The following is a 12,299-nucleotide window of genomic DNA, read 5'->3' as shown; positions in this document are numbered from 1 at the left end:
CCGAACCGTTGGGAGGAATGCATGTCCGTCGTCGAGACCGAACGCCACGGCCAGATCTTCGTCGTGCGCATGAACCGGCCGGATCGGCTGAACGCGCTCAATCACGAGATGCGCACCGAGCTGGCCAGGGCCTGGACCGCCTTCCGCCACGACGATGGGCTGGAGGTGGCGATCTTCACCGGCGCCGGCCGCGGCTTCTGCGCCGGCGAGGACATGAAGGAGTCGCTGAAGGACGGCGCGCCCGGCGGCAGGCGGCCCGAGATCGAGGATCCCTTCATGTCGGGCAAGCTGGAGAAGCCGGTGATCGCCGCGATCAACGGCTTCGCCATGGGTGGCGGCTTCATGCTGGTCGAGCGCACCGACCTGCGCGTCGCCGTGCGCAGCGCCGTGTTCGAGGTCTCCGAGGCCAAGCGCTGGCTGCTCGGCGGCTACAACCACGGCCACGTCGCCAATCTGCCGTATCCGGTGGCGATGGAGATGGCGCTGGGCTTCCGCTTCAGCGCCGAGCGCTTCCACCAGATCGGCTTCGTCAACCGCCTGGTCGAGGCCGAGCAGCTGATGCCGGAGGCGATGGGCATGGCCGAGCATCTGCTCACCCTGCCGCCGGCCTCGCGCGTCAACACCGTCTACATGATGCGCCAGATGCGCCCCGAGCCGGCCCCCGACATGAAGGTGCTGGCCGACGCGCTGCACGAGCACGGCGACAAGACCGACCTGATGGAATCGCGCGCCGCCTTTGCCGAGAAGCGCAAGCCGAACTTCAAGGGCTGGAAGGACCCGCAGGACCGCTACCGCATGCCCCAGCGCAAGGCGGTGAAAGCCTGACCTGCGCGGTGGAGGCAGCCCTGCGTGCCGGCAGGCCGACACGCATTGACAACGCTTCGACGCGCGCCCGATAGTCAGCATCCTGAAATCAACAGCCCATTGCAAAGAACATTGGGCGTGTTTTGGGAGGAAACGATGATTCGTGGTGTCGCCCGAATTGCGACTCTGGCCTTGGGCCTGATCGTCGCCGCCGCCTTGCCAACCACCGCCCAGGAACAGAAGGGCACGCTGATCTTCGCCGTCGAGTCGTTGGGCGCGCAGACGCTCGACCCGATTCTCGAGGGCCGCCCCGGCAACGCCGTCTACCAGGCGGCGATGTACGATTCGCTTCTGGGGTTCAACTTCGAGAAGGGCGGCGTCGGCCCCGGCGTCGCCGAACGCTGGGAGCTGTCGCCCGACGGCATGACCTGGACCTTCTTCATCCGGCCCGGCCAGGTGTTCCACAACGGCGACAAGCTGACGGCGCACGACGTGAAGTTCAGCCTCGAGCGGCAGATGAGCCCGGGCTCGCTGGCCGCCGCCGCCGCCACCATGCGGCGCACGATCAAGAGCATCGAGGTGGTCAACGATCTCACCGTCAAGGTGAACACCAACTCGCCGCAGATCGGCCTGCCCGCCGGCCTGTCGCGCGCCGTGGCGCCCGAGGGCGCGATCATGCCCAAGAACTACATCGAGAAGGTCGGCGACGAGGAGTACCGCAAGAAGCCGATCGGCAGCGGGCCGTGGAAGTTCAAGCGCAACGTGGCGGGCGACCGCATCGAGTTCGAGGCGGTGACCCACAACCACTGGCGCGGCCGGCCGCACTTCAAGGAGCTGCACATCCTGCTGGTGCCGGAGGAGAGCACGCGCGTGGCCATGGTGCGTACGGGCGAGGCGGCGATCGCCTCGATCGGGCCCGAGACCATGCTGAGCGCCTCGCGCGCCGGCCTGGAGGTGCTGGCTGTGCCCGGCACCATGCAGGCGATCTTCCAATTCTACGGCACCTACAAGCCGGAGGTGAAGGATTCGCCGATCGCCAAGCCGCGGGTGCGCCAGGCGCTGTCGCTGGCGATCGACCGCAAGCAGGTGATCGAGCACGTCATGAACGGCAAGGCGCGCATGCCGCATCCGTTCGCGACCTTCGCCTACACCGACTTCTTCAGCGCCGACCGCTGGGGCAAGTGGGCGGCCGAGGCCTTCCGTTACGACCCCGACCTGGCGAAGAAGATCCTCGCCGAGGAAGGCTATCCCGACGGCTTCGAGCTGAAGTTCGCCAACGTCGCGTTGCCCGGCACGCAGTTCATGATCGACATCGGCACCGCCATCGCCGACATGTGGACCAAGGTCGGCGTCAAGGTGACGCTCAAGCACTACGAGTGGGGCGCCTTCCCGCCGATGGAGCGCGGCGACCAGGCGCCGCTGATCGGCTGGGCCTCGATGTACCGCACGGCCGGCCGGCCCGACGCGCCGTGGCGCTACAACGGCGCCTTCTCGCCCGAGAGCACGCAGCGCCTGCTGGGCACCAAGGACCAGTGCGACGCGACCTGCCAGGAGTTCGTCAAGACCTACAAGGCGCTGACCGACGAGCTCGACAGGGACAAGCGCACGGCGCTGACCGACAAGATGGTCGAGCTGGTCTCCAACACCTGGACGGTGATTCCGATCATCGAGGGCATGGGCTACTACGCCATCAACACCAAGATGGTCGGCCAGTTCGAGGCCATCGCCGGCCGCCACGAGCTGGGCGACGTCTTCGAGCGCATCCCGCGCCCGGAGCAGAAGGCGTGGACGAAGAAGTGAACCGGAGGGTGTTTCGAGCTGCTCTGTCATCCCGAGCGCAGCGAGGGATCCAAGGGCGGCCTAGATCCCTCGCTGCGCTCGGGATGACAGCCTGCAAACTGAGGCACGGGCTCAGGCGATGAAGCGGTTCATCGCGCGACGGCTGATGCAGGGCGTGGTCCTGCTGGTGATGGTCGCGACGATTGTGTTCTTCCTCGGGCGGCTGACCGGCAACCCGGTCGACCTGATGCTGCCCGAGGACGCCACCGCGGAGGACCGCGAGGCGCTGATCAAGACGCTGGGGCTGGACGGCTCGCTGCTCGACCAGTTCGTCGTCTTCGTCGTCAAGGCGGTCCAGGGCGATCTCGGCAACTCGATCCGCATGAAGCAGCCGGCGGTCCAGGCGTTCTTCGACCGCCTGCCCAACACGCTGATCATCATCCCGTGGGCGCTGCTGCTGGGCATGGTGGCCGGCATACCGCTGGGCGTGCTGGCGGCGCTCAATCGCGGCGGCCTGCTCGACAGATTCGCCGGAACGGTCGCGGTGCTGGGCGTCGCCATGCCCAGCTTCTGGCTGGGCGTGCTGCTGATCTACGTCTTCAGCGTCGAGCTCGGCTGGCTGCCGTCGAGCCGCATGGGCGGGCCGGAGCACTTCGTGCTGCCGGTGATCACGCTGGGCACCTTCCTGGTCGCCGGCTTCATGCGCATCACCCGCTCGGCGATGCTCGAGGTCATGGAGAGCGAGTTCGTCAAGCTGGCGCGCATCAAGGGCCTGGCCGAGTCCGTGGTGATCTGGAAGCACTGCCTGCGCAACGCGCTGATCCCGGTGCTGACCCTGTGGGGCGTGTTCGTCGGCAACCTGATCACCGGCGCCATCGTCACCGAGACGGTGTTCGCCTGGCCGGGCATCGGGCGGCTGACCTACGAGGCCGTGATCTACCGCGACTTTCCGCTGCTGCAGGCGGTGATCATCCTGAAGTCCATCCTCATCCTCTCCATCAACCTCGGCGTCGACATCCTCTACGCCTATGTGGATCCGAGGATCCGGCTGGCATGAGTCCACTTCGTCATCCTGAGCGAATCGAAGGATCTCGCGGTATTGCGGTCGGATCGATGCGCCGTGTCCGTTCGCAGCACCGCGAGGTCCCTCGCTGCGCCCAGGACGACGGAGGAGAATTCCCATGGCCGTGATCGACCGTCCGCAGGACGTCGCGGCACCCGCGGCCGACGCGCCGCGGCCGTTCTGGCGCTCGCTGCTGACCTTGCGCGGCGGCGCCGGCGTGCGGCGCACGGCGCGGGTGCCGTGGATCCCGATCGTCATCATCTCGGTCATCGTCATCATGGCGCTCTTCGCGCCGCTGCTGGCGCCGCATTCGCCGATCGACCAGACATTGCGCGACAAGATGCTGCCGCCGGTCTGGATGGAGGGCGGCAAGGACAAGTACCTGCTGGGCACCGACCATTTCGGCCGCGACATCCTGAGCCGCCTGATCCACGGCGCGCGGGTCAGCCTGCTCGTGGCGCTGCTGGCGCTGACGGCGGGCGGCGGGGTCGGCCTGCTGATCGGCATCGTATCGGGCTATGTCGGCGGCAAGGTCGACGCCGTCCTCATGCGCCTGGTCGACGCCGCCTTCACCTTCCCGGCGATCCTCTTCGCGCTGCTGCTCGCGGTGACCATGGGGCAGGGGCTGGGCACGCTGGTGGCGGCGATCTCGCTGCTCCTGTGGGCGAGCTTCGCGCGCGTCATCCGCGGCGAGGTGCTGGCGCTGCGGCAACGCGACTTCGTGGCGCTCGCCAAGGTGCGTGGATGCTCCTCGCTGCGCATCATGCTCACCCACATCCTGCCCAACGTGCTCAACACCTTCATGGTGCTGGTGACGCTCAACATCGGCGTGGTGATCATCGCCGAGGCGTCGCTGTCGTTCCTCGGCGCCGGCATCCCGCCGCCGACGCCGACCTGGGGGCTGATGATCTCCGAGGGGCGCGGGCGCATCGCCGAGGCATGGTGGGTGGCGCTGATCCCCGGCATCGCCATCACGCTGCTGGTGCTGTCGGTGAACCTCTTCGGCGACTGGCTGCGCGACAGGCTGGATCCGAGGTTGCGTCAGCTATGAGCAGGGGCCGTGCGCAGACCATCCTCGACGTCCGCGACCTGCACACCCACTTCTTTCTCCGCCGCGGCGTGGTGAAGGCCGTCGACGGTGTGAGCTTCACCCTGCGGCGCGGCGAGGTGCTGGGGCTGGTGGGCGAATCGGGCTGCGGCAAGAGCCTGACCGCGCTGTCGCTGATGCGCCTGCTGCCCAAGGGCGCCGCGCGCACCGTGCAGGGCGAGATCATCCTCGACGGCGAGAACATCCTGAAGCGCACGCCGGCGCAGATGCGCGAGATCCGCGGGCGCAAGATCTCGATGGTGTTGCAGGACCCGCAGACCTCGCTCAATCCGGTGTTCTCCGTCGGCGACCAGCTGCGCGAGGCGATCGTGCGCCGCGCGCCGGCGAAGCTGAAGGAGGTGATGAAGCAGGCCGTCGCCGCCCTGCGCCGCGTCGACATCGCCGCGCCCGAGGAGCGCATCGGCCAGTATCCGCACCAGATGTCGGGCGGCATGAAGCAGCGCGTGGTGGGCGCCATCGCCATCTCCGGCGAGCCCGAGGTGCTGATCGCCGACGAGCCGACCACGGCGCTCGACGTCACCATCCAGCTGCAGTACCTCAAGCTGCTCAAGCGCCTGCAGCGCGAGAACGGCATGGCGATCCTGTTCATCACCCACGATTTCGGCGTCGTGGCGCGCATGTGCGACCGCGTCGCCGTCATGTACGCCGGACGCATCGTCGAATGCGGGCCGGTGCGGCAGATCTTCGAGGCGCCGCAGCATCCCTATACCCGCGCGCTGATCGCCTCGGTGCCCAAGATGACCGGCGCCCGCGGCAGGCTCACCGCGATCGACGGCCAGCCGCCCTCGCTGATGGACCTGCCGGTGGGCTGCCGCTTCGCCTCGCGCTGCGCCCATGTCGAGCGGCGCTGCCTGGAAGAGTATCCCGGCACTACACGGATCGGCGCCGACCACACCGCCGACTGCTGGAAGATCGGCTCGATCTGAATGGCGTGGGTTGCCACTCCCTCTCCCCGCTTGCGGGGAGAGGGTCGGGGTGAGGGGCTGCATCGAGTGGCGCACGACCGTCGTGCTCAACCACAATCGACCCCTCACCCCAACCCTCTCCCCGCGAGCGGGGAGAGGGAGGAAGAGACCGGAGCCATCCTTGCCAAGGCGCTCGGTGGGTTGCAGTCTGCCGTCCGGGTAAGCGTACGCGTCGTGTCCCTGCGTAGTAGCCAGAACATCAAAGGGAGGAACACATGAGGGTGGCAACACTTGCCGTCGCCGCGACGCTGTCGCTGGGGATCGGCGTGGCCGGCGCCCAGCAGACCGTGCGCACGGCGACGTCGTGGCCGGGCGGACCGCATCTCGAGCAGTTCGCGCAGGGCTTCGCCAAGCAGGCCGACGCGCTGACCGGCGGCAAGGTGAAGTTCCAGATCTTTCCCGCCGGCACCATCGGCAGCCCGCTGAAGATCACCGAGTCGGTGCAGAAGAAGGTGGCGCCGGCCGGTCACACCTGGTCGGGCTACGACTGGGGCATCGACAAGGCCGCGGCGATCTTCGGCGGCTATGTCGGCTCGCCGCCTGCCGAGGCGCTGCTGCACTGGATCTATGCCGGCGGCGGCATCGACCTGTGGAAGCAGTGGCGCATGGAGAAGTTCGGCATCGTCGCGCTGCCCTGCGGGTCGCACTCCGACGAGATCCACATGCACTCGCGCAAGCCGGTCCGCACGATCGAGGACCTCAAGGGCCTGAAGCTGCGCACCTCGGGGGCGTGGGCCGAAGTTGCCACCATGCTGGGCGCCTCGACGGTGATCCTGCCCGGCGGCGAGGTCTATCCGGCGCTCGAGCGCGGCGTCGTCGACGCCATCGAGTGGGCCACGCCGGGCATCAACCACAGCCTCGGCTTCCACAAGGTCGCCAAGTACATCATCCTGCCGGGCGTGCATCAGCCCGGCGCCGTCCTCGAGTGCGTCTTCGACAAGGCGCTGTGGGAGGGCTTTGACGCCAACACAAGGCGCCAGCTCGAGGCGGCGGCCAAGATGTCGACCATCGAGTCGTGGATGAACATCAACATGATGGATGCCGACGCGCTCGAGAAATACAAGACCGAGGGCGTCGAGATCATCCGCGTCGAGCAGTCCTACCTCGACGGCGTCGCCAAGGCGACGCGCGAGTGGGAGGACAAGTACATCGCCGCCGACGGCGGCTGGTTCAAGAAGGTCGTCGAGCACCAGCGCGCCTTCATGGCGCGGTGGAAGCCCTCGACGCAGTACCGGACGGAGTTCCGGTAGGACCCGTCGCTCTTGCCTTCCCCCGGAGGGGGAAGGTGCCCGAAGGGCGGAAGGGGGATGTCGAAGCCGGACACCGGTTTCGTCGAGACATCCCCCTTCCGTCGCGCTGCGCGCGCCACCTTCCCCCTCCGGGGGAAGAAGTGAGCGCGGGGAGGACAGCCCGGCATGCGTGCATTGGTGCGGACGGTCGACGGCCTGAGTCGCTTCTTCGGGGCGCTGGCGGCGCTGCTGGTGATCGTCCTCGTCGTGCTGATGCTCTACGACGTGGTGATGCGCTACGTCTTCGACGCGCCGACGATCTGGGGCAACGACCTCAACACCTGGCTGATGGGCGCCTCGTTCGTGCTGTCGATCGCCTACGCCATGTCGACCGACAGCCACGTGCGCGTCGACCTGCTGTACGACCGCCGCACGCGGCCGCGCATCCGCTACTTCGACCTGGCCGGGCTGACGCTGATCGTGCTGCCGACCGTGGCCTTCCTCTCGTGGGGCCTGTACGACCATTTCCTGAGCGCACTGAAGAGCGGCGAGCGCTCCGGCACGGGCGGCTGGAACCCCATCACCTGGCCATTCAAGCTCGTGATGTTCGTCGGCTTCGCGATCTTCACGCTGCAGATCCTCGCCGAGATCATCAAGCGGATCGCCTCGCTCTCCGGCAAGCCCTTCGAGCCGCCGGAGGAGGCCGCGGATGGGCATGGCGTTTAGATCCTCCTGTCATCCCGAGCGCAGCGAGGGATCTTTCATGGCCGCAAGGATCCCTCGCTGCGCTCGGGATGACAGGCGGCCGTTGAGCGGCGTCGCATGAGCTCGCTGTGGATGTTCCCGGCGCTGATCGCCGCCATCCTCACCGGCTTCCCGGTGGCGCTGGCCATGATGTCGCTGGCGGTGATCTTCGGCGTGCAGTCGTTCGGTCTCGAGGGCCTGCAGTACCAGTTCATCCAGAAGATCGAGGAGACAGCGACGGCGCAGGTGCTGGCCGCCGTGCCGCTGTTCATCTTCATGGGCGCGATGTTCCAGGCTTCGGGCATCGCCTCGCGCCTGTTCGACGCCATCCACATGTGGACGCGGCGCGTGCCCGGCGGCATGGCCGTGGGCACCGTGCTGATGTGCGTGATCTTCGCCGCCACCTCGGGCGTGGTCGGCGCCACCGAGACGGTGGTCGGCCTGCTGGCGATCCCGGCGATGCTGCGCTACGGCTACTCGAAGAGCCTGATCTCGGGCACGATCTGCGCCGGCGGCTCGCTCGGCACCATCATCCCGCCCTCGGTGCTGGCCGTGGTCATCGGCCCGGTCGCCAGCGCCTCGGTCGGCAACATCATGCTGGGCATGTTCGTGCCCGGCTTCATGCTGGCGCTGGCCTACATCATATACATCGTGATCCTGTGCACCCTGAAGCCGGAATACGGCCCGCGCCTGCCGAAAGCGGCCGACGAGCCCCCGCTGGGCGCCAAGCTGCTGCTCACCGGCAAGGTGCTGGTACCGCCGGTGGTGGTGATCGTCGCCGTGCTCGGCTCGATGATGGCCGGCATCGCCACGCCGACCGAGGCATCCGCGACGGGCGCGCTGGGCACCGTGCTGCTGGCGGTGGCCTACAGGCGGCTGTCCTGGACGGTGCTGGTCGACTCCACCATGCGCACCGTGCGCATCACGGCGATGATCCTGACCATCGTCGTCTGCGGCCAGATGTTCGCCGCCGTCTTCGTCGGCTCGGGCGGGCTGATCATCCTGCAGGAGTTCCTGGCGGAGTTCGCCGTCGGCAAGTGGGGCCTGCTGTTCCTCGTCATGTTCATCGTCTTCGTCGCCGGCTTCATGCTCGAGCCGCTGGTGGTCATCCTGATGGTGGTGCCGATCACCGCGCCACTGATCGAGGCGGCGGGCTTCGACAAGGTGTGGTTCTGCGTGCTGTTCCTGGTGATGCTGCAGACCGGCTACCTCACGCCGCCGATGGCGCCGTCGATCTTCTACCTGCGCGGCATTGCGCCGCCGGAAATCACCCTGCGCCACATGTATTTCGGCATCTGGCCCTTCATCGGCATCCAGCTGCTGGTCATCACCCTGCTGGTCTGGCAGCCCAGGATCGTCACCTGGCTGCCCGATGCAGTGCTGACAGGCGTCCGTTGAGGTCGACAGCCATGCCGATTCGCTGCACTCTTCGTCGTCATGAGCGCTGAACCGCTGCTGCGTGTCGAGAACGTGCGCAAGCACTTCGCCTTCACCAAGGGCATCCTGCTGTCGCGGACGCTGGGCCATGTGAAGGCGGTGGACGACATCTCCTTCGACATCCGGGCCGGCGAGACTTTGGGTCTCGTGGGTGAATCCGGCTGCGGCAAGACCACGACCTCGCGCATGATCCTCAACCTCGAGGAGCCGACCGAGGGCCGGATCCTGCTCGAGGGCGAGCCGATCCACGGCCTGCGGGGCAACGACCTGAGATCCTATCGCACCAAGGTGCAGGCGGTGTTCCAGGACCCGTGGTCGTCGCTCAACCCGCGCATGACGGCCGGCCGCATCATCGCCGAGTCGCTGATCGTCACCAGATGGGGCGACAAGGAGAAGATCGCCGCGCGCGTCGCCGAGCTCCTGAAACAGGTCGGCCTGCGGCCCGACCAGGCGCAGCAATACCCGCACGAATTCTCCGGCGGGCAGCGCCAGCGCGTGGCGCTGGCGGCGGCGCTGGCCTCGTCGCCCAAGCTGATCGTGCTCGACGAGCCGGTCTCGGCGCTCGACGTGTCGATCCGCGCGCAGATGATGAACCTGCTGAAGGACATCCAGGCCGAGGGCAACGTCGCCTACCTGCTGGTGGCGCACGATCTCGCCACGGTCCGGCACATGTCCGACCACACGGTGGTGATGTATCTCGGCAAGATCGTCGAGAAGGCGCCGACGCCCGACCTGTTCGACGACGTGCGCCATCCCTACACCAAGGCGCTGTTCTCCGCCGTGCTGATCGCGCGCGCCAACCAGCAGGACGAGGAGATCGAGCTGAAGGGCGAGGTGCCGTCGCCGCTCAATCCGCCCTCGGGCTGCCGCTTCCACACGCGCTGTCCCTACGTCATGCCGCGCTGCTCGCAGGAGGAGCCGCCGCTGCGCGACGTCACGCGCGGCCACGCCGTGGCCTGTCATTTGTACTAGCTGTCATTCCGAGCGTAGCGAGGAACCTTTCAGGATCCTTCGCTACGCTCGGAATGACAGAAGGGGAGGAGTATCCGTATGCCGCATGGTCCGTTGCAGGGCGTCAAGGTCGTGTCGTGCTCGACGGCACAGGCGGGAACCGTGCCCTACATGCTGATGGCCGATCTCGGCGCCGACGTGATCAAGATCGAGACGCCCGACGGCGGCGACGGCTCGCGGCGCATGACCGTGCTGCCCGGCATGGCCAGCACCTTCTTCGAGACCAACAATCGCGGCGTGAAGAGCGTCACCCTGAACCTCAAGGAGCCCGAGGGCCGCGCCATCCTGCACAAGCTGGTCGCCGAGGCCGACATCTTCGGCCAGAACTTCCGGCCCAGCGCGGCCGAGCGCAACGGCTTCGGCTACGAGGAGCTGCGCAAGATCAACCCGAGGCTGGTCTACGTCTCGATCTCCGGTTACGGCACCAAGGGCCCGAACGGCCATCTGCCCGGCACCGATTCGATGGCGCAGGCGCTGGGCGGCATCGCCGAGGCCTACTCGATGCCCGGCCTGCCGATGCGCACCGGCATCGCCTCGGTGGCCGACGAGAGCTGCGCCATGCTGGCCTTCGGCGGCGCGCTGGCGGCGCTGACGCATGCGCGCGCCACGGGGCAGGGGCAGAAGATCGAGCTGTCGCTGCTCGGCGCGGTGATCCGCCTGATGGGCTGGACCTTCACTACGACGATGTGGCGCAATCAGAATCCGGTCACCGGCCAGGCGCGCATCACCGGCACGCCGGCGCGGCCCGGCATCAGCGCCAGCTTCAACGACAAGGACGGCAAGCCGCTGGTCTTCCAGCTCACCGGGCCGGAGAACTGGGCCGACGCGATGAAGGGCCTGGGATTCCACGAGCGCATCAAGGAGGCCGGCTTCGAGAATCTCGGCGTCATCATCGACAACGACGACAAGCGCATCGAGCTGCTCGCGCTGCTCGACAGCCTGTTCGCCACCGGCTCGCGCGACGTCTGGGTCAAGAAGCTGCGCGACGCAGACATCGTCTCGGCGCCGATCAACACCTTGCTCGAGGCGTCGAACGACCCCGACGTGATCGCCAACGGCTACGTCACGCATGTCGAGTACCCCAAGCTCGGCAAGAGCCTGAAGGTGCACGGCACGCCCTGGCAGTTCTCCGAGACGCCGGCCAGGCCCGGCATCGCTCCCGAGTTGGGCGAGCACAACGAGCAGGCGCTGCTCGCGATCGGCTACAGCAAGGAGCAGATCGCCGATCTGAAGGCGCGCAAGATCATCTGATGCTTCAATTCCTTCCCCCGGAGGGGGAAGGTGCCCGAAGGGCGGAAGGGGGATGTCGATGACGGACTCCTACCTTCGCCTTTAACATTCCTTTCCGTGAGCGCGTCGCGCTGCGCCCTGCCAACCGTAGGGGCGGAAATGGACAGGTGAATTCAAGCCGTTAGGCTCCGGATATGTCCCCATCCGGAGCCCCCCGTACTGCGTCCTGAAAAAATCCCCGCTTGTCCGAACACAGGAAAAAGAGTATGTGCTCACTCATTATGAACGGTGTTAAATTATGACCTCGCTGTACGCGCTCAAGCCGCGCTTCCAGGCGCTGCTGCGGCCGATGGTCGGCGGGCTGGCGCGGGCGGGGGTGCGCGCCAATCAGGTGACCGTGGCGGCGGCGCTGGGCTCGATCGCCGTGGGCGTCATGGCGCTCGTGTGGGGCAGGGCGATGCCCTGGCTCTTCCTGCTGATCCCGGCCTGGTTCCTGGTCCGCATGGCGCTGAACGCCGCCGACGGCATGCTGGCGCGCGAGTTCGGGCAGAAGAGCGCGCTGGGCGCCTATCTCAACGAGCTTTGCGATGTCGTGGCCGACGCCGCGCTCTACATCCCGTTCATCCATGGCATTCCATGGGGGCTGCCGGGCGTCGGCGCGGTCGTCTTCCTCGCCACAATGAGCGAGTTCGCCGGTGTGCTGGGCACCATGGTGGGCGGCGAGCGCCGCTACGACGGGCCGATGGGCAAGAGCGACCGCGCGCTGGTCTTCGGCGCGCTGGGCGCCTGGGTCGGGCTGGGCGGCGCGACGCCGGACTGGCTCGGATTGCTATGGGCGGTGGTCTCGGTGCTGATTGCCTGGAACATCGTCAACCGCGTCCGAGCCGGCCTGGCATCGGCGAAACCATAGCCAACGATAGAAAGTGCCC

Annotated in this window: 11 protein-coding genes; all 11 read left to right on the top strand. The window is 67.4% G+C overall.

Annotated elements, in window-relative coordinates; all coding sequences use genetic code 11:
- The first annotated feature begins 21 nt into the window (after positions 1-21).
- The 11 genes from KF889_28015 to KF889_27965 all read left to right on the top strand — a co-directional run bounded on the left by KF889_28015 (position 22) and on the right by KF889_27965 (position 12,280).
- Positions 22-825 carry an enoyl-CoA hydratase/isomerase family protein gene (locus KF889_28015; GenBank protein MBX3503309.1) on the top strand — a complete coding sequence of 268 codons (804 nt, stop codon included), beginning with the start codon at positions 22-24 and terminating at the stop codon, positions 823-825.
- Positions 826-960: 135 nt separating this feature from the next.
- On the top strand, positions 961-2,604 hold the full coding sequence (locus tag KF889_28010; GenBank protein MBX3503308.1) for an ABC transporter substrate-binding protein: 1,644 nt from the start codon (positions 961-963) through the stop codon (positions 2,602-2,604).
- A gap of 118 nt (positions 2,605-2,722) precedes the next feature.
- Positions 2,723-3,640, top strand: a complete 918-nt coding sequence (locus KF889_28005; protein MBX3503307.1) for an ABC transporter permease — start codon at positions 2,723-2,725, stop codon at positions 3,638-3,640.
- Positions 3,641-3,764: 124 nt separating this feature from the next.
- Complete coding sequence (locus KF889_28000; GenBank protein ID MBX3503306.1) at positions 3,765-4,697, top strand: ABC transporter permease; 933 nt, start codon at positions 3,765-3,767, stop codon at positions 4,695-4,697.
- A complete protein-coding gene (locus KF889_27995; protein MBX3503305.1) occupies positions 4,694-5,680 on the top strand; it encodes an ABC transporter ATP-binding protein in 987 nt (328 codons plus the stop codon). The genes KF889_28000 and KF889_27995 overlap by 4 nt, the downstream gene beginning before the upstream one ends.
- Before the next feature lie 254 nt (positions 5,681-5,934).
- A complete protein-coding gene (gene dctP, locus KF889_27990; GenBank protein ID MBX3503304.1) occupies positions 5,935-6,969 on the top strand; it encodes a TRAP transporter substrate-binding protein DctP in 1,035 nt (344 codons plus the stop codon).
- 165 nt (positions 6,970-7,134) lie between these two features.
- Positions 7,135-7,674, top strand: coding sequence for a TRAP transporter small permease subunit (locus tag KF889_27985; protein ID MBX3503303.1), 540 nt, complete (start codon positions 7,135-7,137; stop codon positions 7,672-7,674).
- A 96-nt stretch (positions 7,675-7,770) separates the two neighbouring features.
- A complete protein-coding gene (locus KF889_27980; GenBank protein MBX3503302.1) occupies positions 7,771-9,090 on the top strand; it encodes a TRAP transporter large permease subunit in 1,320 nt (439 codons plus the stop codon).
- A 39-nt stretch (positions 9,091-9,129) separates the two neighbouring features.
- Positions 9,130-10,101 (top strand): ATP-binding cassette domain-containing protein, encoded by a 972-nt coding sequence (locus tag KF889_27975; GenBank protein ID MBX3503301.1) that lies wholly within the window; start codon positions 9,130-9,132, stop codon positions 10,099-10,101.
- Between the two features lie 72 nt (positions 10,102-10,173).
- Complete coding sequence (locus tag KF889_27970) at positions 10,174-11,391, top strand: CoA transferase (GenBank protein MBX3503300.1); 1,218 nt, start codon at positions 10,174-10,176, stop codon at positions 11,389-11,391.
- Positions 11,392-11,668: 277 nt separating this feature from the next.
- The gene (locus KF889_27965) at positions 11,669-12,280 is read left to right on the top strand and encodes a CDP-alcohol phosphatidyltransferase family protein (GenBank protein ID MBX3503299.1); all 612 of its coding nucleotides are present in this window, start codon (positions 11,669-11,671) and stop codon (positions 12,278-12,280) included.
- Positions 12,281-12,299: the final 19 nt, after the last annotated feature.

Source organism: Alphaproteobacteria bacterium, assembly GCA_019635875.1.
GTDB lineage: Bacteria > Pseudomonadota > Alphaproteobacteria > Reyranellales > Reyranellaceae > JAFAZJ01.
Note: the sequence above shows the minus strand (reverse complement) of the source record. Positions and strands in the feature narration are given on the sequence as shown.